General features: G+C 57.5%; 21 protein-coding genes. 4 read left to right on the forward strand and 17 right to left on the reverse strand.

Features of this window, described 5'->3' with window-relative positions:
• Window positions 1–29: 29 nt before the first annotated feature.
• The 9 genes from GS646_RS16765 to GS646_RS16805 all read right to left on the reverse strand — a co-directional run bounded on the left by GS646_RS16765 (window position 30) and on the right by GS646_RS16805 (window position 10,549).
• The gene (locus tag GS646_RS16765) at window positions 30–1,694 is read right to left on the reverse strand and encodes an iron ABC transporter permease (RefSeq protein WP_171648213.1); all 1,665 of its coding nucleotides are present in this window, start codon (window positions 1,692–1,694) and stop codon (window positions 30–32) included.
• A 122-nt stretch (window positions 1,695–1,816) separates the two neighbouring features.
• A complete protein-coding gene (locus tag GS646_RS16770) occupies window positions 1,817–3,034 on the reverse strand; it encodes a phenylacetate--CoA ligase family protein (protein ID WP_171184571.1) in 1,218 nt (405 codons plus the stop codon).
• Window positions 3,035–3,053: 19 nt separating this feature from the next.
• Window positions 3,054–3,887, reverse strand: a complete 834-nt coding sequence (locus tag GS646_RS16775) for an ABC transporter ATP-binding protein (protein WP_171092937.1) — start codon at window positions 3,885–3,887, stop codon at window positions 3,054–3,056.
• A 111-nt stretch (window positions 3,888–3,998) separates the two neighbouring features.
• Window positions 3,999–5,282 carry an ABC transporter substrate-binding protein gene (locus GS646_RS16780; RefSeq protein WP_171092935.1) on the reverse strand — a complete coding sequence of 428 codons (1,284 nt, stop codon included), beginning with the start codon at window positions 5,280–5,282 and terminating at the stop codon, window positions 3,999–4,001.
• 74 nt (window positions 5,283–5,356) lie between these two features.
• A complete protein-coding gene (locus tag GS646_RS16785; protein ID WP_171178536.1) occupies window positions 5,357–6,433 on the reverse strand; it encodes a branched-chain amino acid ABC transporter permease in 1,077 nt (358 codons plus the stop codon).
• A 3-nt stretch (window positions 6,434–6,436) separates the two neighbouring features.
• Complete coding sequence (locus GS646_RS16790; protein ID WP_171178538.1) at window positions 6,437–6,694, reverse strand: hypothetical protein; 258 nt, start codon at window positions 6,692–6,694, stop codon at window positions 6,437–6,439.
• Window positions 6,695–6,697: 3 nt separating this feature from the next.
• Complete coding sequence (locus GS646_RS16795; protein ID WP_171092928.1) at window positions 6,698–7,684, reverse strand: branched-chain amino acid ABC transporter permease; 987 nt, start codon at window positions 7,682–7,684, stop codon at window positions 6,698–6,700.
• Between the two features lie 29 nt (window positions 7,685–7,713).
• The gene (locus GS646_RS16800; RefSeq protein WP_171184573.1) at window positions 7,714–8,532 is read right to left on the reverse strand and encodes an ABC transporter ATP-binding protein; all 819 of its coding nucleotides are present in this window, start codon (window positions 8,530–8,532) and stop codon (window positions 7,714–7,716) included.
• A 52-nt stretch (window positions 8,533–8,584) separates the two neighbouring features.
• Entirely contained in the window at window positions 8,585–10,549 is a 1,965-nt protein-coding gene (locus tag GS646_RS16805; protein WP_171184797.1) for an AMP-binding protein, read from the reverse strand.
• 323 nt (window positions 10,550–10,872) lie between these two features.
• On the opposite strand from GS646_RS16805, the gene GS646_RS16810 reads away from it, so the two are divergent.
• Window positions 10,873–11,238 (forward strand): cupin, encoded by a 366-nt coding sequence (locus tag GS646_RS16810; protein ID WP_171648211.1) that lies wholly within the window; start codon window positions 10,873–10,875, stop codon window positions 11,236–11,238.
• Between the two features lie 99 nt (window positions 11,239–11,337).
• Here the strand turns inward: GS646_RS16810 and mutT are convergent, their stop codons facing one another.
• From mutT to GS646_RS16825, 3 genes are read right to left on the reverse strand one after another with little or no spacing between them, the layout of a single operon-like run.
• On the reverse strand, window positions 11,338–11,736 hold the full coding sequence (mutT, locus tag GS646_RS16815; protein ID WP_171184575.1) for an 8-oxo-dGTP diphosphatase MutT: 399 nt from the start codon (window positions 11,734–11,736) through the stop codon (window positions 11,338–11,340).
• On the reverse strand, window positions 11,733–12,959 hold the full coding sequence (gene argJ / locus GS646_RS16820; RefSeq protein ID WP_171184577.1) for a bifunctional glutamate N-acetyltransferase/amino-acid acetyltransferase ArgJ: 1,227 nt from the start codon (window positions 12,957–12,959) through the stop codon (window positions 11,733–11,735). Before argJ ends, mutT begins: the two co-directional genes overlap by 4 nt.
• A 6-nt stretch (window positions 12,960–12,965) precedes the next feature.
• Entirely contained in the window at window positions 12,966–13,814 is an 849-nt protein-coding gene (locus GS646_RS16825) for a peptidylprolyl isomerase (RefSeq protein ID WP_171648209.1), read from the reverse strand.
• 176 nt (window positions 13,815–13,990) lie between these two features.
• Between GS646_RS16825 and secA the strand changes: the two genes are divergently transcribed.
• From secA to GS646_RS16840, 3 genes are all read left to right on the forward strand, one after another.
• Entirely contained in the window at window positions 13,991–16,708 is a 2,718-nt protein-coding gene (gene secA / locus GS646_RS16830) for a preprotein translocase subunit SecA (protein WP_171184581.1), read from the forward strand.
• Between the two features lie 100 nt (window positions 16,709–16,808).
• The gene (locus GS646_RS16835; RefSeq protein WP_171648207.1) at window positions 16,809–17,726 is read left to right on the forward strand and encodes a hypothetical protein; all 918 of its coding nucleotides are present in this window, start codon (window positions 16,809–16,811) and stop codon (window positions 17,724–17,726) included.
• Between the two features lie 24 nt (window positions 17,727–17,750).
• On the forward strand, window positions 17,751–19,301 hold the full coding sequence (locus GS646_RS16840; protein WP_171648205.1) for a phosphate ABC transporter substrate-binding/OmpA family protein: 1,551 nt from the start codon (window positions 17,751–17,753) through the stop codon (window positions 19,299–19,301).
• A 3-nt stretch (window positions 19,302–19,304) separates the two neighbouring features.
• Here GS646_RS16840 and radC read toward each other — a convergent pair whose 3' ends face one another.
• From radC to GS646_RS16865, 5 genes are read right to left on the reverse strand one after another with little or no spacing between them, the layout of a single operon-like run.
• Window positions 19,305–20,060, reverse strand: a complete 756-nt coding sequence (gene radC / locus GS646_RS16845) for a DNA repair protein RadC (RefSeq protein WP_171648203.1) — start codon at window positions 20,058–20,060, stop codon at window positions 19,305–19,307.
• Between the two features lie 35 nt (window positions 20,061–20,095).
• Window positions 20,096–20,830 carry an ABC transporter permease gene (locus GS646_RS16850; protein ID WP_171184589.1) on the reverse strand — a complete coding sequence of 245 codons (735 nt, stop codon included), beginning with the start codon at window positions 20,828–20,830 and terminating at the stop codon, window positions 20,096–20,098.
• Window positions 20,827–21,555, reverse strand: coding sequence for an ATP-binding cassette domain-containing protein (locus tag GS646_RS16855; protein ID WP_171648201.1), 729 nt, complete (start codon window positions 21,553–21,555; stop codon window positions 20,827–20,829). Before GS646_RS16855 ends, GS646_RS16850 begins: the two co-directional genes overlap by 4 nt.
• Window positions 21,552–22,226, reverse strand: a complete 675-nt coding sequence (tenA, locus tag GS646_RS16860) for a thiaminase II (RefSeq protein WP_171184593.1) — start codon at window positions 22,224–22,226, stop codon at window positions 21,552–21,554. Before tenA ends, GS646_RS16855 begins: the two co-directional genes overlap by 4 nt.
• Window positions 22,223–23,158: an ABC transporter substrate-binding protein gene (locus GS646_RS16865; RefSeq protein ID WP_171092905.1), complete on the reverse strand. Its 936-nt coding sequence runs from the start codon at window positions 23,156–23,158 to the stop codon at window positions 22,223–22,225. The genes tenA and GS646_RS16865 overlap by 4 nt, the downstream gene beginning before the upstream one ends.
• Window positions 23,159–23,162: the final 4 nt, after the last annotated feature.

Genomic DNA, 23,162 nt, shown 5'->3' on the forward strand with positions numbered 1-23,162 from the left:
GTTACAACTTGGTAATTCAGGCAGAAGTGTTACCGCCGACCAACCTGACGGCAAATCAGGATCACCGGCAACAAACCAACGGCCAGAATGACCAGTGATGGCACTGCCGCGCCCTCCAACCGCTCATCCGAAGCCAACCTGTAGGCTTGCACCGCCAAGGTATCGAAGTTGAACGGCCGCATGATCAGCGTGGCGGGCAATTCTTTCATTACGTCCACGAATACGATCAAGAGCGCCGTCAACAGGGAAGGCGTCAGAATAGGCAAATGAACACGCCGCAAGGTCCCCAGCGGTGACTGACCCAGTGACCTCGCAGCAGCATCCATATTGGCGTGCACCGTGCTTTGACCCCCTTCATAGGCGCTGAGCGCGGCTGCCAGGAACCGCACCATATAGGCAGCGACAAGCAACCAGATCGAACCTGTGACCAGCAATCCGGTGGATACATCGAATGTCTTGCGCATCCAGGCATCCAGCGCATTGTCGAACCCGGCGAACGGTACGATCAGACCCACCGCAATCACGCCCCCCGGCACGGCATATCCCAACCGCGCCAGATAAGCCGTCGCAGAGGACGCCCGTCCGGGCCTGAGACGTTGGAAGAACCCGATGCTGATCGCCGCAAAGACAGTGATGACCGCTGCCGTTCCGGCCAGAGTCAGCGAGTTCTGGATAAACTCGATATAGCGCCGCGACAGTAGGTTTTGTTCCGATTCCAGCCCCATCTCGACCAGAATGATCACAGGCAGCAAGAACCCGAACAGAACCGGTATCGCACACAGCAGAAAGGCCCCAAAGGCGCGCAGGCCCGTCAGATTGGCTGCCGGTTGCGCCACATGTTGTTTTCCTGCCTGATAATACTTCGCCTTTCCGCGTTGGGTGCGTTCAGCCATAGCCATGACCAAGGCAAAGACCAGAAGGCACAGCGCCAATTGCGCCGCCGCCGCGCGGTCCGCCATGGAAAACCAACTGGTGTAGATACCGGTCGCAAAGGTCTGCACGCCGAAATACGAAACGGTGCCAAAATCCGCGATGGTCTCCATCACCGCCAACAGAACGCCGCCCGCAATCGCCGGCCGTGCCATTGGCAACGAAACGCGCCGAAACGCCAGCCACGGGTTGTTCCCCAACGCCCGGGCCGCCAAAAACGCCGTTGCGCTTTGCTGCAGAAACGCGGCACGCGCCAGCAGATAGACATAGGGGTACAGAACAAGGATCAGCATCACCGCTGCACCTTCGGTCGAGCGTATTTCCGGGAACCAATAGTCGCGCGGACCCCAGCCCGTTACGTCCCGCAATGTGCTTTGTACGATCCCCGGATGGTCCAGAATGAACGTGTAGGCATAAGCCAGAACATAGGCCGGGAAAGCCAATGGTAGAACCAGGGCAATCTCAAGAAACCTCACACCCGGAAATCGGGTCATCGTCACCAGCCAGGCCGCGCCGGTGCCGATGCAGAACGTACCTGTTGCGACAAGCACCACAAGGATCAGGGTGGTCACCGTATAACTCGGCAGAACGGTTTGCATCAGGTGCGAGATCGTATCGGTCCCACCCGTCACCGCTGCCAGCACCACCGCAACCATGGGCAGCAGGCAAGCCGCCGCCACAAGGTAAGCGATCCCAGCCAGCAGGCGGGTCCCGCGTACGCCACGATTGCGCGATCCGTTTTGTGAGTATTCGATCTGGGCCATCATCCCGGCTTGTGACTGGCAAAGGCGAAAGGTCCGCCTTTAATCGACCAAAAAACTCGGAAACACCAGTGCACCCGGCAACAAATCTGCGGCATTTAACGCCGCAGACGTGTTTTTTGCAGCTATTCGTAGACCCTTTGATCCTCGATGACCAAACCGTCTTTGGGAAGTGAGCCCGGGGCTACAACCTCGATCGCGCCTTTCAGCTTCAGCACTTCGGCCACCGACTTAGCATAGGCCGGGTTATCCCCGCCTGCGCTTTCGATTTGTACGGTCATCGTGTCCATCTCGCCTTGACGCATCGCGATGACGCGGGCTTTGACAATCTCGTCATGTTTGTCGACCAGTGCCGCTACCTGTTCCGGGCGCACGAACATACCTTTGATCTTGGTGGTCTGGTCCGCGCGGCCCATCCAGCCCTTGATCCTCGTGTTGGTGCGGCCACAAGGCGAAACCCCCGGCATCACCGCCGACAGATCCCCTGTCGCAAAGCGGATGAGCGGGTAATCAGGGTTCAAAGAGGTCACAACAACCTCACCCACTTCACCCGGGGCGACCGGTATACCAGTTCCGGGGGTGACAATCTCGACGATCACATGTTCGTCGATGATCATCCCTTCCATTGCTGCGCTTTCGTAGGCGATGTTACCAAGATCCGCCGTCGCATAACATTGCAGGCACGAAATTCCGCGATCCGCATATTCCTGACGCAATGACGGAAACAGCGCCCCGCCGCCAACAGCAGCTTTCGAGAAATTCAGCGAAACGCCCATCTCATCGGCTTTGTCCAGAATGACTTTCAGATAATCCGGCGTTCCTGCGTAGGCCGTACAACCGACATCCCGCGCGGCTGTAACCTGCAACTCGGTCTGACCAGTTCCAGCTGGCAGAACCGCCGCCCCGACTGCACGGGCTCCGTTTTCAAAGATCATGCCCGCCGGGGTCAGGTGATAGCCAAAGCAGTTCTGCACAATATCACCGGCGCCTACACCCGCAGCATTCAGGAACCGCCCCATGCGCCACCAGTCGTGATCCGTGCTGCCCGGTTCATAAATTGGGCCCGGCGACTGGAATACATGATGAAAATGCCGCGCGGGCTTCACCGTAAACCCACCGAAGGGCGGCCGTTCTGCCTGCGCGCGGGTCAGGTCCGACTTTCGCAACACCGGCAAAAGCGGCAAATCTTCGGTCGAAACCACTTTATTAGTGTCTGAATCCGTCAGATGCGCCGCGAACCCGGGCGCGGATGACACGCGCTTGATCTGTTCTACAAGTGCTACCGCCTGATCGGAGGCGCGTTGGTCTGCCGAACGGGTTTCGAGTGAATCGAAATAGGTCATCGCAATATCCTCCATCCGCTCACAGCCACCTCTTGCGACGGCGGTAAGACCGCACGTCACGGAAGCTTTTGCGGCCTTCATCTGACATGCCGAGGTAGAATTCTTTAACATCCGGGTTCTCGCGCAGCTCGGCAGCAGGGCCATCCATCACCACGCGTCCGGATTCCAAAATGTATCCGTAATGCGCAAACCGCAGAGCCACGTTGGTGTTCTGCTCAGCCAGCAGGAAAGACACACCCTCTTTCTCATTGAGGTCTTTCACAATGCCAAAAATCTCTTCGACCAGCTGCGGCGCAAGACCCATCGAGGGCTCGTCCAACAGGATCGTTTCGGGCCGCGACATCAAGGCCCGACCCATGGCAACCATTTGCTGTTCACCGCCCGAGGTATAGCCCGCTTGTGACTTGCGGCGTTCTTTTAGACGCGGGAAATAGTTGTAGACCAGTTCCAGATCCTGCTGGATCGCTGCAGACCCATCTTTGCGGGTATAGGCCCCCGTCAGCAGGTTTTCTTCAACAGTCAGATGTTCAAAACAGTGGCGACCTTCCATCACCTGGATGACGCCCTTTTCCACCAGATCAGCCGGGTCGCTTTCATGTACGCTTTGACCGCGATACTTGATCGAGCCTTTGGTGACCTCACCCCGTTCCGAATGCAGCAGGTTTGACACAGCCTTGAGGGTTGTCGTCTTGCCAGCGCCATTGCCTCCCAGCAATGCCGTGATACCGCCTTTGGGCACAGTCAGGCTGACGCCCTTCAGCACGAGGATTACGTGATTGTAGATCACCTCGATATTGTTGACTTCAAGCAGGGTTTCCGCCTGCACGTCAGTGGTATTTGCCGCATCCAGCATCAGCGCGTGTCCTCATGCCTGCCCAGCTTGGGGCGTCTGTAAGGAGCGGCAGCGAAACCGCCACTCCGAATGTTAGGGTGCCCCGGATAGGTTCCGGGACACTGGGTTGGTTTACTCGCAGCGCTGCGAGATGTTGTTTTCGGCCGCATAGGCTGCCGAGTCTTCCTCGATCAGCGCGTTGATGACCTCGACGTCAGTTGGCTTGAAATCCTGAACAGGGTTCCATGTTCCAGCGGCTGCATCCCACTGGACAACACCGACAAGACCCGGACCGCCGTGATTGTCACACGAGACCGCGAATTCAGGTCCAAACCCGGCCATGCCCAGCGCTTCCATCTTGGCGTTGGTGATTTCAAGCGCTTCCATGCCATCGCGCATCATCGACGCGTCGATATCTGCGGTGCCGTGCATCTCTTGCGCGGTTTTCACCGCTTCAGCGGCAAGCATCGCTGCATAAAGACCACGGTTGTATTGCACCGTGCCCAGCTGATCACCCGCACCTGCGGCCTTGCCAGAATCGACAACATATTTCTGCAGATCGTCATAAACTGGGTAATCGTCACCCAGCCCGGTGAAGGTCAGCGCCTTGTAACCGGTGGCCTTTTCACCTGCGGGTTGCACGTCGAATTCAGCGCCGGACCACCATACACCGATGAAGTTTTCCATCGGGAAGCGGATATTGGCAGCTTCCTGAACCGCAACCTGGTTCATGACACCCCAGCCCCACATGATGACAAAGTCAGGCTTTTCACGACGAATTTGCAGCCATTGCGACTTTTGTTCCTGACCAGGGTGGTCGACAGGAAGCAGTGTCAGGTCATAGCCATGCTTCTCGGCCAGTGTCTCGAGCGTGCGGATCGGCTCTTTGCCGTAAGCCGAGTTGTGATAGACCAGCGCGATCTTCTTGCCGCTCAGATCTCCGCCATTTGATTCCAGAAGATAGTTGATCGCGCCTGACGCGCCATTCCAGTAGTTGGCAGGATAGTTGAACACGTGGCTGAACACTTTACCGTTCGCCGCCGAGGTTCGGCCATATCCCATCGTGTGCAGCGGAATGCCGTCTGCGGTCACCTTGGGAATCAGCTGATAGGTAATGCCGGTCGACAACGGCTGATAAACCAGCGCGCCTTCGCCTTTGGTCGATTCATAGCATTCCACACCTTTTTCGGTGTTATACCCGGTTTCGCATTCCAGCACGCGGGCCGGAACGCCACCGATGCCGCCATCGCGCTCGTTCAGCAGGGTGAAATAGTCGGCGTAGCCGTCAGCAAACGGGATACCGCCTGCAGCATAAGGGCCAGTCCGGTAGCTGAGCGACGGGAACACAAGGTCGGCCATGACCGGACCTGCGGCCATCACGGCGCCCAGCGCCAGGGTTGCCAGTTTCTTGTTCATCGGGTGTCTCCTCCCTTGATTGATCCGATGTTGTGTTTCAGGCTTTCCGCCTGTCTTTTCCTTGGGCCAGTCCCTTAGTGCGGGAATGGCCAGAGTCTGAGTTTCTCTTTCGCAACGCGCCACAATTGGGCCAGCCCGTGCGGTTCGAGGATCAGGAACATGATGATCAGTGCACCCACAATCACGAGGTTCAGGTGCGCCACGATATCTGTCGGCCAGCCAAGCAGGTCGACACCAAGCAGCTTTAGAACCACAGGCAGCAAAACCAGGAAGGCCGCCCCGGCGAATGACCCAAAGATCGAGCCTAACCCGCCAATAATCACCATGAAGAGCACCAGGAATGATTTCTGGATACCGAAGACCTCGCCCACTTCGACTGCACCCAGGTAAACCGCAAAGAACAGCGCGCCCGAGATGCCGACAAAGAACGAACTGACGGCAAATGCCGTGAGCTTGGCCTTGAGCGGGTTCACTCCAATGATTTCGGCTGCGATGTCCATGTCGCGGATCGCCATCCAGGTCCGACCTGTTGTTCCACGGGTCAGGTTACGCGCAATGATGGCGCAGACTGTCAGGAAGATCAGGCAGAACAGGTATGTGGCCCAGGCCGGCGCATTCGGACCGGTGATGATGATGCCGAACACGTCCCGCTCGGGCGCGTTGATCTGACCTGATGCGGAATAGTTGTAGAACCACGGCACCCTGTTGAAGAGCCACACCAGAAAGAACTGTGCCGCCAACGTGGCCACGGCCAGATAAAACCCTTTGATCCGCAGTGAGGGCAGGCCAAACAAGACGCCCACAAAGGCTGTGATGCCCCCGGCGAGGATCACGTGGATGAACATGCTGACATCGGGGAAAGCGGTCATCAGCTTGTAGCAGGCATAGGCCCCGACCGCCATGAAACCACCGGTGCCCAGGCTGACCTGTCCGCAATAGCCCACCAGAATGTTCAGCCCGATCGCGGCAATCGCATAGATCAGGAACGGCAGCAGCAGCGCGTTGGCCCAATAGTCGTTGATGATGAAGGGAATGATCCCAAAAGCCACGGCCAGGACGACGTAATACCGGTACCGGTCGAACTTGATCGGGAAGGTCTGGCTGTCATCAATGTACGAGGTTTTGAAATCCCCGGCTTCACGATAGAACATGTCTTACTTTCCCCATTCTTCCTGTGCCCGGTTCCGGGCTGCGGCGTCTAGTTGGTTGGATCCTTTGGCGTATCCGCTCGCCTCCGAGGCGCGCACCAGTTTCAAGTAGGCCAGGACCCCCATGATCAGGCCCGCAAAGGCTAGGATCGCGGCGATGGTCAGCTGGCCTTCGGTCAGATCATCCGAGGTCAGGGCGATATACCCGAAGGCCCAGAAACCTGCCCATGCGATCACGTTGATGATGGCGATCAGCTTGGTCATGCACTACACCCTCTCAATGATCTTCTCGCCGAACAGACCTTGCGGTCGAAACACCAGGAAGATCAGTGCAAGAACATAGGCAAACCAGTTCTCGGTCGCGCCGCCCAAGGCGGGGCCAAGCGCGAATTCAAAGAGTTTCTCGCCCACACCGATGATCAGCCCGCCCACAATGGCGCCGGGGATCGAGGTAAACCCACCCAGCATCAGCACCGGCAGCGCCTTGAGCGCGATCAAAGACAGCGAGAATTGCACACCAGATTTGGTGCCCCACATGATCCCCGCGACCAGCGCGACAAAGCCCGCGACCGACCAGACCATGATCCAGATAAAGTTCAGAGAAATGCCAACCGACAGCGCCGCCTGATGGTCATCCGCCACCGCGCGCATCGCACGGCCCTGTTTGGTGTATTGGCTGAACGCCACCAAGGCAGCCACCAGAAGCGCCGCGATGACCGTCGCCACGATGTCCAGATTGTCGATGAAGAAGCCGTAATCGAAGATGTTAAAGGTCGTCTCGTCGATCCACAGGTTGATCCCCTGAGGCAGCCCCACATCCAGCGTCTTGATTTCGGACCCCCACATCAGGTCGGCCACGCCCTCAAGGAAATAGGCCAGACCGATGGTCGCCATGAACAGGATGATCGGCTCTTGTCCGACCAGATGGCGCATTACAAAACGTTGTACCGCCCAGGCCAGCAGAACCATCACCGCCATTGTAAGGATAATCGCCACCAAAGCGGGTACGTTCCATCCAAAGTAGTGGATATGCGTTCCGAAAATCGCGTTGATCAGATGCGCAAACGGCACCTGACCCTTCATGATCCCAACCAGCGTCATCGCTGCGAACAGGGCCATAACCCCCTGCGCATAATTGAAAATCCCCGAAGCCTTGTAGATCAGCACAAAGCCCAGCGCGACCAGAGCATAGAGCACCCCGGCCATGAGACCGTTGAGGATGACCTCCATCGCAAATACGAGTTGTTCAGGCATCTGCGCCTCCCCAAATATCTGTCTGGATATCAATCATGGCTGACCCCCAGATAGGCGTCGATGACCTCTTGATTGTTGCGCACCTCATCAGGTGTGCCGTCCCCGATCTTCTTGCCGTAATCCATCACAACCACCCGGTCACTCAGGTCCATCACGACGCCCATGTCGTGTTCGATCAGAGCAATCGTTGTGCCAAACTCATCATTCACGTCGAGGATAAAGCGGCTCATGTCCTCTTTCTCTTCAACGTTCATGCCTGCCATGGGTTCATCCAGCAGCAGCAGCTTGGGTTCCGCCGCCAGCGCTCGCGCCAATTCAACGCGTTTTTTCAAACCATAGGGCAGGCGGGACACCGGCGTTTTGCGGATGTGCTGAATCTCAAGGAAATCGATAATCTTCTCGACCGCCTCACGGTTCTCCGTCTCTTCCGCCTCAGCCTTGCCCTTCCACCACGCCTGCTGAAACATGTTGGTTTTCATAAAGCTCAGCCGCCCGGTCATCACGTTGTCCAGAACGCTCATGCCTTCAAACAGAGCAATGTTCTGGAACGTCCGCGCGATGCCCTGCTGCGCCACCTCAAAAGGCCGCATTGGCGGGCGTTTTGAGCCGTGGAACCAGACCTCTCCCTCTTGCGGCACATAAAAGCCCGAGATCACGTTCAGCATCGAGGACTTACCCGCGCCGTTCGGGCCGATGATCGCCCGGATCTCACCCTCGCGAATGTCGAACGAGATATCCTTGATCGCCACCACACCGCCAAAGCGCAGGGTGATGTTCTTCATCTCCATCACCACACCGCCGATCTTGCGGCCGTCTTCGGTGACATATCCTTCGGAATTATCCAGCATCAGTTACTCCCTGACACGAAAACGAGACGACGGGCGACAGGTCGAGCGGCGCTCATTCCGCCGCAACCTTGTGTTGCGCGACCGGCACAACCGGCGCGTCTACGATCTCCAGCGTCGCGCTGATCGAGCCCTTGCGGCCATCCTCATAGGTCACTTCGGTGGTGGTCGAAACGCTCTTGGACCCGTCATATAGCGCGGCAATGATGTCGTGGAACTTGTCCTCGACAAAGCCGCGACGCACTTTGCGGGTCCGGGTCATCTCGCCATCATCAGCATCCAGTTCCTTGTGCAGAACCACAAAGCGATGCACCTGGCAGCCCGACAGCATTTCATCTGCCGCGACCGACTTGTTGACCTCTTCCACGTGGCTTCGAATCGTCTCTAACACGCGGGGATGACCTGCCAGTTCCTGATATGACGCGTAGGCCACGTTGTTACGTTCTGCCCAGTTTCCGACCGCCGTGAGATCGATATTGATGAAGGCCACGCAGCGATCCTTGCCGTTTCCGAACAGCACGACCTCAAGGATATCGGGATAGAACTTCAGCTTGTTCTCGACATACTTCGGCGCAAACATCGACCCATCGGCCATTTTGCCCACGTCCTTGGCCCGGTCGATGATCCGCAAGTGACCCGAGGTCTCTTCAATGAACCCCGCATCCCCGGTGGCCACCCACCCCTCGGCATCTTTGGTCGAGGCCGTCGAATCGGGATTGTTGTAATACTCAACAAACACACCGGGCGAGCGGTAGTGAATCTCACCCTTGTCGTCGATCTTCAGCTCCACATCCGGTGCGGGAACCCCAACTGTGTCGGCGCGCACTTCACCATCGGGCTGCACGGTGATGAAGACGGTTGCCTCGGTCTGACCGTAAAGCTGTTTCAGGTTGATGCCCAAAGAGCGGTAGAAATCAAAGATTTCCGGCCCAATCGCCTCACCCGCGGTATAGCCGACGCGAAAACGGCCATAGCCCAACGTATCCTTGAGCGGGCCGTAGACCAGCATATTGCCCAACGCGTATTTCAGCTTATCGCCAAAGCCCACCGGTTTGCCATCCAGCAGCAATCCTCCGACCTTCTTGGCGTGCGCCATGAAGTGGTGGAACATGCGCTGCTTCAGCTTGCCCGCATCCTCCATCCGGATCATCACATTGGTCAGCTGCGTTTCGAACACGCGCGGCGGTGCGAAGAAATAGGTCGGCCCGATCTCGCGCAGGTCCGTCATCATCGTGTCGGCGCTTTCGGGGCAGTTCACGCAGAAACCGCACCAATAGGCCTGACCAATCGAGAAAATGAAATCTCCGACCCAGGCCATCGGCAGGTAAGAGAGAATGTCTTCGTTCCGCGTCAGATGATCAAACTCGGCTGAGTTCTTGGCGCTCTCGATAACATTACGGTTCGACAACACCACACCCTTGGGTTTGCCCGTGGTGCCCGAAGTATAAAGCATCACGCAGGTATCGTCGTAAGTGATCGCAGCGATGCGCTTGTCCAGTTCCGCATCAAATCGTGCATGACCGGCACTGCCCTCGGCCATGATGTCCTCAAGCGCGTTCATCTGGGAATGGTCATACTTCCGCATTCCACGCTTGTCGGTATAGAGGATGTGTTTGACCTGATGCAGGTTTTCCTGAATTTCGATGACCTTGTCGACCTGCTCTTGATCACCGCACACGACGTATTTCGCACCACAGTGTTCCAGCACATAGGCCATCTCTTCGGCGACCGAGTCCTGATACAGGGGCACCGGAACTGCGCCGACCATCTGCGCAGCCACCATCGACCAGTAATGCGCGGGACGGTTGCGGCCTATGACGGCGATATGGTCGCCTTTCTCAACACCCAATTCCAAAAACCCAAGCGCAATCGCGCGGATTTCCTTGGCGGCTTCCGCCCAGGTCCAGCATTGCCAGATCCCGAATTCCTTTTCCCGATAGGCCGGGGCATCCCCGAACTGGGTCACGTTGCGGTGTAACAGCGCCGGAAGGGAGCTTAACCCCTCAGCGCCCGACTGCATCTGAGCCAATCTTTTTCTCCTCCCCATCCGGCCCCTCCTCCGAGCCGGAAACGACAGATCGGGAACACGCCCCAGTTGTCGATGCCCCGATAAGGGACGCAGGAAAGATCAACGTCAAGTTTTGCCTGATGTTTTCTCAATTCTTACGAATTGTAACAGGGCTGGATGGACGGTGTTTCGAGCTGTACAAGCTGTGCAACCTGCCAGAATTCATTGGCGGTTGGCGGTTTTTGGCAGGAAAATCAGGTTTGATCTCTTGATCTGCAGGACGGATTTTCTCCTATCATGTGATCAGCAATGACCAAATTTGAAGGGATCGACTTGTGCATTTTTTCAAACTTTTCTCTGATCACAAAGGCGAAAGCCATTGGGAAGATGTGCCCGTGATTCTGAACGAACGCAGCTTTGCCCCACCGGCCCGAGAGATCGAGATTTCGGAACCAGAGTCCGCCCGACAAGTTCTATTTCTCAGGTTGAGGGCGGGGTGGAACGAGCCAATTCATCCTACACCTGTCAAACAAAGACTCATCTGCTTGAAAGGCGCGGTGAAAGTTACCGCAAGCGATGGTGAAGCTCGGGAAATCAGGCCAGGTGACGTGTGGCACATGGAAGACAAACACGGGAAAGGCCATCACACAGAGGTGATCAGCCGAGGCGATTTCGAAGCGGTGATTATACAATATGAATGATCCTGGCCCGCGCGATCGTTGCGATCAGGACAGATCATAAAAAAACTAAGTTAGGTCTAAGTCGGATACGCTTCTTAGGTACAAAAACGCTGCTCGAACCTACAACCAATCCCGCAATATCGGGATCAATGGCACATCCGCCGCAGGCATCGGGTAGTTCCGCAGATCATTCGCGCGCACCCATTTCAGCGCCTGACCTTCATTGGACTGCGGTATCCCCTCCCACTTGCGGCAGGCAAACAGAGGCATCAGAAGGTGGAAATCATCGTAGCTGTGGCTGGCAAAGGTCAGCGGCGCAAGGCACGAGGCCCAGGTGTCGATGCCCAGTTCCTCATGCAATTCGCGGATCAGCGCGGCTTCGGGGGTTTCGCCGGGTTCGATTTTTCCGCCGGGGAATTCCCACAGACCGGCCATGGATTTGCCCTCGGGACGTTGGGCCAGCAGGACGCGGCCCTCAATGTCGATCAGGGCAACGGCAGACACTAACACTGTCTTCATGAACGGTAATCCGCGTTGATCTCGATATATCCATGGGTCAGGTCGCAGGTCCAGACGGTGGATTTACCCTCGCCCAGCCCCAGATCGACCGCGATCACAAGGTCCTGACCCTTCATATATTCGGCCGCATCCTCCTCACGGTAGTCAGGGCTGACCCAACCTTTTTCCGCCACAAGAATGTCGCCGAACGAGATGCTCAGCAGGTCACGATCCGCCGCCGCGCCAGATTTGCCAATGGCCATGACGATACGACCCCAGTTGGGGTCCTCGCCCGCGATGGCGGTTTTGACCAGCGGAGAGTTGGCGATGGCCAGCCCGTGGGTTTTGGCGTCGGCGTCCGTAGCGGCTCCGGTCAAACGAATTTCTACGAATTTCGTTGCCCCTTCCCCGTCACGCACGACCTGTTGCGCGAGATCCAGCATCACGGTTTCCAAAGCCTCGGCAAAGGCGAAATTGCCAGTGGCGTCCACGCCAGATGCCCCGGTGGCGCACAGCAAAAGGCTGTCCGAGGTCGACGTATCGCTGTCTACGGTAATGCAGTTGAAGGTCCGGTCAGTCTGCGCGCTCAGCATGGACTGCAGCGCCGATTGCTCGACCTGTGCGTCGGTGAAGATATAGACCAGCATCGTCGCCATATCGGGCGCGATCATGCCGGATCCCTTCGCAATCCCCGCAATAGAGACTGTTTTTCCGCCAATCTCGACCTGCGCTGATGCGCCCTTAGGGAAGGTGTCGGTGGTCATGATGGCCCGTGCCGCATCCTCGATGGCATGGCGGCTCAGGCCGGATTTCAACGTCTCAAGCTGCGATACAATACGGTCATGCGGCAGCGGTTCGCCGATCACGCCGGTGGACGAGGTAAAGACACGTTCTACCGGAACGCCAGTGGCCTTGGACACGGCTTGTGTCACTTCGGCCACCGAGGTCTGGCCATAGTGACCTGTAAAGGCATTGGCATTGCCCGAGTTCACCAGGATCGCCGCAGGCCCTTCGCTGGACCCACCGATCTTGTCCTGACAATCCAGCACCGGCGCAGCCCGTGTGGCCGAGCGGGTAAAGACCCCGGCCGCCGAAGTGCCTGGGTCCAGAACCGCCAGCATGACGTCGGTACGGCCCTGATAACGCACGCCGGCCTCGACAGTTGCGAAACGCACACCGTCAATCGCGGGCAAATCGGGGAAAGACGCTGGGGCCAGCGGCGAAACCTTGGTGATCTTGGCCACGGGTCTTTACTCCTGAATCAGATCCAGTTGGCGCATGATCTCGGGGCCTGCGCCTTTCAATGCGGGACGCTCGATCTGAGCCTGCTGCGTCAGTTCATCAATGCGGGCCTGAATGGCCTCCTGCTGGATCGTCTGCACAAGCTCTTCGCGCACAACGTCCAATTCAGGCGCTTCGGTCTTGCGCTTGTCGTTCAGCTTGACCAGATGCCAGCCAAATTGGGTCTGAACCGGGTCCGAGATCTGCCCTTTTTCCAACGCGATCACGGCACCTTCGAATTCGGGTACCATCTGGCCTTTGCCGAACCAGCCAAGCGCACCTCCGTTTGGGCCGGACGGTCCGGTCGAGTTCTCGCGTGCAAGCTCGGCAAAGTCGGCACCATCATCCAACTGCGCCTTCAGCTCTTTTGCTTTTTCCTCGGTCTCGACCAGAATATGGCTGGCGTCAAATTCATCTTCGCCCGCGAAATCTTTGAACTGCGCATCATAGGCCGCCTGAATGGCCTCATCCGTGACGGCAGCTTCCGTCAACGCAGTGACAGTCTGTACTGCACGCAACGAGCGTTTTTCATTTTCCAACCGCAGGGCGTTTTCGGTGGTCAGATCTTCCTGCTGCTGGCCCAGCAGTTGCTGTTGAATCATCTGCTCCAGCACAAAGTCGAACAGAACATCATCTTCAGCCTGCAGGTACTGCTGAGGCAGCGCAGCAACGGTCGCAATCAAGTGACCAAGTGTGATTTCGTCGCCATTCACACGTGCCAAAACTGTGGACGCGTCGGGCTTGGTTTCGGCGGCCAGCGGCAGTGCCATCATGGCAGTCAGAGCCAGCGATGGCAGAAAAGTGAGGCCTTTGGGCATTGAATCATCCTATTTCCTTGCCGCGACAGGGCGCAGCGTTGACACTCTGGAACCTGCCGCTTACATCGCTTTGAAGCCTTGGACAGGGCCGCCTTTCACCCCCCGTATCTATGGGTTGCGCGCAAGGTGGGCAAGCCTGTCGAAACCAAGACAAGAACAGATCCGCTGGAGTGAACATGCTGGGACTCGGAACGCTCGCCAAAAAGGTGTTCGGAACACCGAACGACCGCAAGATCAAGGCGACCCGCCCCCTGATCGAAAAGATCAACGCATTGGAGCCAGAGTTTGAAAAACTGTCGGATCAGGGCCTGATCGACAAGACCGAGGAACTACGCAAGCGCGCTCTGGATGGCGAAAGCCTGGATGATCTGCTGCCCGAAGCCTTTGCAAACGTGCGCGAAGGGGCCAAGCGTGCTTTGGGCCTGCGCGGCTTTGACGTGCAGTTGATGGGCGGCATCTTCCTGCATCAGGGCAACATCTCGGAAATGAAGACGGGTGAAGGTAAGACACTGGTTGCAACCTTCCCTGCCTATCTGAACGCGCTGACCGGCAAGGGTGTGCATGTGGTCACAGTGAACGAATACCTGGCCAAGCGCGACTCGGAATGGATGGGCAAAGTATTTGCCGCTGTGGGCATGACCACGGGCGTGATCTGGTCGGGTCAGCCCGATCCAGAAAAGATGGCCGCATATAAGTGCGACATCACCTACGCCACCAACAACGAACTGGGTTTCGATTATCTGCGCGACAACATGAAGGCAGATCTGGAACAGGTTTATCAGAAACACCACAACTTCGCGATTGTGGACGAGGTCGACTCGATTCTGATCGACGAGGCGCGGACGCCGCTGATCATCTCGGGACCCGCACAGGACCGCTCGGATCTGTACACCGCGATTGACGCGCTGATTCCAACGCTCAGCGATGATCATTTCACGCTGGATGAAAAGTCGCGCAATGTGACGTTCACCGATGAGGGCAACGAGTTTCTGGAAGCTCAGCTGCTTGAGACCGGGCTGATACCAGAAGGCCATTCCTTGTATGACCCGGAAAGCACGACAGTCGTGCACCACGTCAATCAGGGCCTTCGCGCACACAAGTTGTTCCAACGCGACAAAGACTACATCGTGCGTGACGGCAACGTTGTTCTGATCGACGAGTTCACCGGCCGCATGATGCCGGGCCGCCGCCTGTCTGAAGGCCTGCACCAGGCGATTGAGGCCAAGGAAGGTGTGCAGATCCAGCCCGAAAACGTGACGCTGGCCAGCGTGACCTTCCAGAACTACTTCCGCCTGTATGACAAGCTGGGCGGTATGACCGGGACCGCGTTGACCGAGGCTGAGGAATTTCAGGAAATCTACGGTCTGGGCGTGATCGAGGTTCCAACCAACAAGCCAATTGCCCGGATCGACGAGGACGATCAGGTCTATCGCACCGCAATGGAAAAATACGGTGCAATGATCAGCGAAACCCAAAAGGCTCAGGAAAAAGGCCAGCCTGTTTTGCTGGGCACTACGTCCATTGAGAAATCTGAACTGTTGAGCCAAATGCTGACCAAAGAAGGCATCGAGCACAATGTTCTGAACGCCCGTCAGCACGAGCAAGAGGCGCAAATCGTTGCGGATGCAGGCCGTTTGGGTGCCGTGACAATTGCCACAAACATGGCCGGTCGTGGTACCGACATTCAACTCGGCGGCAATGTCGAAATGAAAGTACTGAAGGCACTGGCCGAAAACCCCGAGGCTGATCCATCCGAACTGCGGGCCGCAGAAGAAGCGCGCCACGCTGAGGAAAAAGAAAAGGTTCTGGCGGCGGGCGGCCTGTACGTCATGGCGTCTGAACGCCACGAAAGCCGCCGCATCGACAACCAGCTGCGTGGTCGTTCGGGCCGTCAGGGCGATCCGGGCCGCACTGTGTTCTACCTGAGCCTTGAAGACGATTTGATGCGTATCTTTGGCTCGGAACGTCTGGACAAGGTTCTGACGACGCTAGGCATGAAAGAAGGCGAGGCGATCGTCCACCCTTGGGTGAACAAGTCGCTGGAACGTGCGCAATCTAAGGTCGAAGGCCGCAACTTTGACATGCGGAAAAACGTTCTCAAGTTCGACGACGTGATGAACGATCAGCGTAAGGTGATCTTTAGCCAACGCCGCGAAATCATGTCAGCCAATGACTTGTCCGAGATCGTCTCGGATATGCGTGAACAGGTGATCGACGATCTGATCGACGAATATATGCCGCCAAAGTCCTATGCGGACCAGTGGGATACAGACGGGCTGCATGAAGCAATCAAAGACAAGCTGACCGTCGACGCGCCGGTTCAGGACTGGGCCGCTGAGGAAGGCGTGGACGACGAACAGGTGCGCGAGCGTCTCATCAAGACCGCAGATGAGATGATGGCGCAAAAAGCCGTCGCCTTTGGTCCGGAAAACATGCGCAACATCGAAAAACAGGTATTGCTGCAAACCATCGACAGCAAATGGCGCGAGCACTTGTTGACGCTGGAACATTTGCGTTCGGTTGTCGGTTTTCGCGGTTACGCCCAGCGCGATCCGCTGAACGAATACAAAAACGAAAGCTTCCAGTTGTTCGAAGGGATGCTGGACAGCTTGCGCGAAACCGTCACGCAGCAATTGTCGCGCGTGCGCCCCCTGACTGAGGAAGAGCAGAAAGAGATGCTTGCCCAGATGGCGGCACAGCAGGCACAGGCGCAACAGGCGGTGGACAAAGCCGCTGGTCAGGCAGAAGCCAAAGCCGAAGCTGCGGCATCTGGCGATGCGTTGCCCGGGTTTGATGAGACTGACCCGTCAACCTGGGGGAACCCGTCGCGGAACGATCCCTGCCCCTGCGGGTCCGGCAAAAAGTTCAAACACTGCCACGGTCGATTGACCTAACGTTAACGCCCTCTGTTCACAATGAGTCCGCCTCGCGGCCACAAATTAGCCGCGATTCGTAGCGAGAGTGCAAGCTGCTCCTTCAACTGGGGAGGGTGTCTTGTTTGTAGTTCGCAACTACGTGACCATGTGCGGAACGGTGGCATGTGCTTTGGGCATCGGCTACCTGATGCAAAACGGACCTTCTGCGCAGCGTAACGCCGCGCAGGCGGGTATTGATGTCGCATCGGCATCAGAACAGTCTTCGGTTTTGTCCGGGCTGGAGGATATCGTTTTGACCTCGGCCACACCGTCTGACGCAATTCCCGGCAATGCACCTCCTGTACCTCGTGGGGTTCCCTCTGCGGTCAGACCGACAGATTGCAACATCAGCGCCCGCGCTACCGCTGTTCCGGGCGCGATGGCCCGCCTGACACTTAAAGCGCCTTGTAACGCGGAAGAACGGGTCGAGGTCCATCATAGCGGCCTGACGGTAAGTCAGATGACTGACACGTCCGGTGCGCTGCAAATGACGATCCCGACCTTGTCGGAATATGCGATTTTTCTGATTTCATTCGAAGACGAAACCGGCACTGTCGCCACCACTCACGTTTCTGACATTGCCAAGTACAATCGCGTTGCCCTGCAATGGCAGGGTGAGACCGAATTGCAGATCCATGCTCTGGAGTTCGGCGCCAGCTATGGCGGCGATGGCCACGTGTGGGATGATGCTTCGGCGCAAGGAACAGGCGACATTGTGCGACTTGGTCAACAGGGATTGAGCAAAACGCAGAATATCGAAGTTTATTCCTTCCCGTCCGGCGCTTCAGATCAGTCTGGCACAATCGATCTGACGGTCGAAGCAGAAGTGACCGAGGCAAATTGCGGGCATACTCTGAACGTGCAAGCGTTAGAACTTTTGTCAGACCGCCGCCTACGATCCCGCGACATGTCGCTGGACCTGCCCGATTGTTCACACGCAGGTGAGTTTCTGGTGTTGAATAATCTGCTCTCAGACCTGACAATCGCGGCAAAGTAATCCGCAGGCAGGTTTGACTCTCTTATGACATTATTCCGTGTAGCGGCAGCTGCGCTGATTTCATTTGCCACCGGCGCTTTGGCGCAGGACATCACGCTGACGTCGCATGACGGCAAGGTCGAAATAACCGGCAATCTGCTGGGTTTTGACGGCGAGTTTTATCGCGTTGAGACTCAGTTTGGCCCGCTGACAGTAGATGGCTCTGGCGTCACCTGCGACGGCCCCGCCTGTCCAAACCTGACGGATTTTGTTGCTGAGCTGTGGTTTTCCGGCTCATCCGTTATGGCTGAAACGGTTCTTCCCGCACTCATTATAGGGTTCGCACAGCAAGAGAACCTAACAGCAACCCCAGCCCGCGTAGATTCGGACAGCTTTGTCTATGAGCTCAGGCAGGCTGACCGCTCAGCACCACTTGCACGGTTTTATTTTGACGTTGGAACAACGGCGCGTGGGTTCAGGGATCTGGTTGCGGGTCAGACAGATATTGTGATGGCCCAGCGGGAGGTGCGCGAGTCAGAACGAGAGGAAGCCGAAGCCACAGGTCTGGGCGATCTGAAGCGGGCGCGGCGCTCGCGCGTCATTGCGTTGGACGCTATGGTCCCGGTGGTCGCTGCCGACAGCATGATGCAGCAAATCTCGATGGCGGATTTGGCCCGCGTTCTATCCGGGGATGTGACCAATTGGATGGATTTGGGCGGCCCGGACGCAACGATTGCCCTGCATGTCCCGGAAATGGGATCCGGGCTTGCACAAGCTGTTGAAGACCAGGTCCTGAAAACCGTGGACGCGGAGTTATCACCGACAGCGATCCCGCACAGCCGAATCCGCGATCTGACAGATGCTGTGGCCAAAGACCCCTTTTCAATTGGGATAGCCAGCAAAGCCACAGCTGATGGCACGCGCCCCCTGCCGTTGACCGGAGGCTGCGGGCATCCGCTTGCCGCCACCCGACAATCAATCAAGACCGAGGATTATCCGCTGACCCTGCCGATGTTCCTCTACCTGCCGGATCGACGCCTGCCACGGATCGCGCGGCAGTTTCTGGCATATACCCAAGGCCCCGGCGCACAGATGGCGATACGGGGCGCTGGTTATGTGGATCAATCGCCTGAAACTCTGCCAATTGGCGTGCAGGGCGACCGGCTTGCCAACGCTATTGTTACCGGCGGCGCTGAGGTCGAACTGGAAGAATTGCAGCGTATGATCGACACGCTGCGTCCGCTGTCGCGCCTGTCCTTGTCCGTTCGGTTTGAACCCGGATCATCGCGGCCCGATGCGCAGTCTCGTTCAAACATTCAACACTTGGCGCAAATGCTTGAAACCGGAACGCTGAAGGCGCGCAAGCTGGTGTTTGCTGGCTTCAGCGACGGTGATGGCGGGGCCGCTGCCAATGCCCGCATCGCCTTGCGGCGCGCTCAAACCGTGAGAAATACTGTGCTGGCGGCAATGGAATCGTCATTGCCCGAGGGTATCGAGATATCTGCCGAAGGGTTTGGTGAAGCGATGCCAATGGCGTGCGATGACACCGAATGGGGCCGCAAAGTTAACCGTCGGGTCGAAATCTGGGTTCAGTAAGCGCTACAGGAATCCTTCCGACCGAAAACTCAATTCGGTCGATTTCCCAATGATCAGATGATCGTGCAAGGTTAGCCCCAACGCCGAACACGCATCCTGAATACGGTTGGTCATATCTATATCCGACTGCGAAGGCGTTGGGTCACCAGACGGATGGTTATGGACCAAAATCAAAGCCGAAGCATTCAACTCCAGCGCGCGTTTGGCAACCTCGCGCGGATAGACCGGCACGTGATCAACGGTGCCTTTGGCTTGCTCTTCATCTGCGATCAGAACGTTTTTTCGATCCAGATAAAACACCCGAAACTGCTCGGTCTCACGATGGGCCATGGTGGTGTGACAATAGTCCAGCAGCGCATCCCAGCCCGAGATCACATGCCGCTGCATCACCCGCGCACACGCCATCCTGTGGGCGCAAGCCTCAAGGATTTTAAGGTCGGTGACCACCGAATCGCCCACGCCCTTGATCTGCCGCAGTCGTTCTTCGGGCGCGGTCAACACGCGGTTGAAATCGCCAAACGCATCCATCAACGCACGCGCCAGCGGCTTCACGTCTTGTCGCGGGATGGATCGGAACAGCACCAGTTCCAGCAACTCGTAATCCGGCATTGCCGCTGACCCACCTGCCATGAACCGTTCGCGCAGCCGCTTGCGATGGTCTTTGATGTAGGAGGGTAACCGACCAGAGGGCAGCGGCTGCGCGGGCGCTTCGTCCGTGTCAAACAGCATAGGGGCTTCGGCAAAGGCGTTCTGGGTCATAGCTTCACCCTGACGCAGAATCGGTTTCTGATTGGTTAACGCGCCTCGCCTGCCATGCGCGCGGTGGCGCGGCGGACGATCATATGCAGAAGGATCGAGAACACACCCAGCGTCAGCATTGCCGCAAACATCAGGTCGGTCTTGGCGCGGCCATTGGCCAGCAGCATCAGATAGCCCAAACCTTGCGACGAGCCGACCCATTCGCCAATCACCGCCCCGATCGGAGCATAAACCGCCGCCAGACGCATGCCCGAAGCCAGCGAAGGCAGCGCCGCCGGAATACGGATGTGCCACAGCACCGACCGTTTGCTGGCCTGCATCGTGCGCGCCAGATCCAGATAACCCGGTGGCGTACGCATCAGCCCATCAAAAAACGACGAGGTGATCGGGAAATAGATGATCAGCACCGCCATCGCGACCTTGGACCACAGACCATAGCCAAGCCACAGGGTCAGCAACGGTGCCAGTGCAAAAACCGGCAGCGCCTGAGTGAACACCAGCATGGGCTGCACCAAAACCCGCGCGGCGCGCGAATTCGCCAATTGAAGCGCTGTGATGACGCCCAGAACCGTTCCGACAGCCAAGCCTATGACAACTTCAACTGCGGTGATCCACGCATGTTCGGCGATCAACCATCTGTTTTGCCACCAGGTTTCGGCCACCAAAGCGGGGCCGGGCAGAATGAATTTTGGCAAACCTGTCAGGGTCACGATCCCTTGCCACATGATCAATGCAAACAGTGTAGCTGCGAGGGCCGACAGGTACTTCATACTGCGTCCTCCCGCAGAAGTCGCAGCAACGCACCCTGAGTTTCCAGCGTTTCCAGATCATCCACGCTGCGTGGGGCCGGAGCATGAGGCGGGTCGCAAGGGGTCAGGCCGTGTTCGGTCATGACAACAATGGACTGCCCCAAGCGCGCGGCTTCACCGGGGTCATGCGTGACCAAAAGGACAGTTCGCCCTGCCAGAGCCTCGGCCGCCAAATCCTGCATATCGGCGCGGGTCCGGGCGTCGAGCGCTGAAAACGGCTCATCCAACAGCACGATAGGCCGATCTTCCATCAGCGTACGGGCCAGCGCGACGCGCTGTCTTTGGCCCCCCGACAGCTCGGTCGGTTTCTTGGTCATGTGATCCTGCAGGCGCATCCGTTTGATCAGGCGGTCACGCCGATCCAGATCAGGCTTTTCGCCCCGCAGCCGCGCACCAAGTGAAACGTTCTGCGCCACAGTCGCCCAAGGCAGAAGTAAGTCGTCCTGCGCCATGTAAGCCACCCGATCCGAGACCGGCAAACCGTCGCTTGCTGTTATCTGGCCCGAGAACTTGGCCCCGGTTTCCAGCCCGGCAATCAACCGCAAAACGGTCGTTTTTCCCACGCCCGATCCGCCCAGCAAACAGGTCCATGCCCCTGCCCCAAGGGTCAGGGTCAACGGAGCGAACAGGGTTGCGCCGTCGATTTTGGCAGACCCGTTTATGGTCAGATCAGGCGCAGGGGTCACGGGGTCAGTCCCATTTGCCAGAAATTCACTTCCAATTCCGTCGCCGTTCGGAAGGTTTGGCACAAACGATCCCAGCGGGGCGAAGATTCAAAATCTCCCCCAAGTCGCCGTGTTAGAGCCGAATCCAGCAACTCACCTACCGCTTGGCACGCGCCTTGATACTCTTCACCGGCATAGGTGTTGATCCAGTCGCGATAGGTCTCGGACGTCGCTTCCTCCGCCAACCGCGCACCGATCTCGCCATAGCCCATAACGCAGGGGGCCAACGCTGCCAGCAGGTCCAGCAGATCGCCGCTGTATCCCGCTTCGAGGACGAACCGCGTATATGCAAGATTTTCGGCGCGCTCGGGGGTGGCGAACAATTCATCCTGTGAGATTCCAGCAGCCTCACAGATACCGATGTGCAGTTGCATTTCTTCCGCGACCAAAGCGTTCACGGTGCCAACCGCTGTCAGCATTTCGGAATGCGTTTCCGATTTCACTACCGCCAAAGCCCAGGCACGAGAAAAATGGATCAGAAACACGTAATCCTGTCGCAGATAGTGAAGAAACGCCTCACGCGGCAGCGTGCCGTCTTTCATTCCTTCGACAAAGGCGTGGCGGGTATAGTCCCGCCACGGCCCCTGCGCCGCATCACGCATCAGCGTGAAGGCTTTGCCATACCCGTTCATTGCGCGGTCACGTCGATGGTCAGATCACTGACCGGAAGGATACTGTCGATCATGCCGCTTTCATTCAGGAACGCCTCGAACCGGGCATAGCGACCGGCATCAAAGCCTGCGGGGCGCAGTGCAAAACGTGGCAGCGTGTCGACCCAGGCGCGGGCGTTCAGCTCATCTTGCAGTTCAGGTGACGTGCTTGCGAAGATCTCCCAGCTTTTTTCCGGGTTGTTGACGATATACTGGGTCGCCTTTTCGGTCGCGGCCAAAAAGCGGGCGATCTTGTCTTTGTCCATCGTCTCGGGGTTGGCGACATAAATCAGTTCGTCGTAGGATGGCACGCCTTCTTCCTCGATGTAAAAACAAGTGCCCGGACGACCTTCGATATCCATCTGGTTGAGTTCAAAGTTACGGTAAGCCCCGATAACCGCGTCGACCTGACCGGTCATCAGCGAGGGCGAGAGCGAGAAGTTGACGTTGATCAGCTCCACATCGTCCAGAGCAACGTCATATTTGCCCAGAACGGTGCCAAGGATGGCCTCTTCGACACCTGCGACAGAGAAACCGATCTTCTTGCCCTTGAGGTCGGCGGGCGATTTGATCGGGCCGTCTTCCAGCACCAAAAGGCAGTTCAAGGGTGTTGCAACCAGCGTGCCAACGCGTTTCAGGGGCAGGCCCTCGTGGATTTGCAGATGTAGCTGCGGCTGATACGACACGGCCAGTTCTGCCTGACCGGCAGCTACCAGACGCGGCGGGGCGGACGGGTCCGCAGGTGGGACGATTTCAACCTCAAGCCCCTGCTCGGCGAAATAGCCGTTTTCCTGCGCCACAATAATAGGGCCGTGGTCAGGGTTGATAAACCAATCCAGCAGAACGGTCATCTTGTCTTCGGCCCAAGCTGGCACGGCGGCCAGAAGGGCAATGGCTGTCATCAGCTTTTTCATGTCT

Origin of the sequence: Ruegeria sp. HKCCD4315, assembly GCF_013112245.1 — a bacterium.
Taxonomy (GTDB): Bacteria; Pseudomonadota; Alphaproteobacteria; order Rhodobacterales; family Rhodobacteraceae; genus Ruegeria.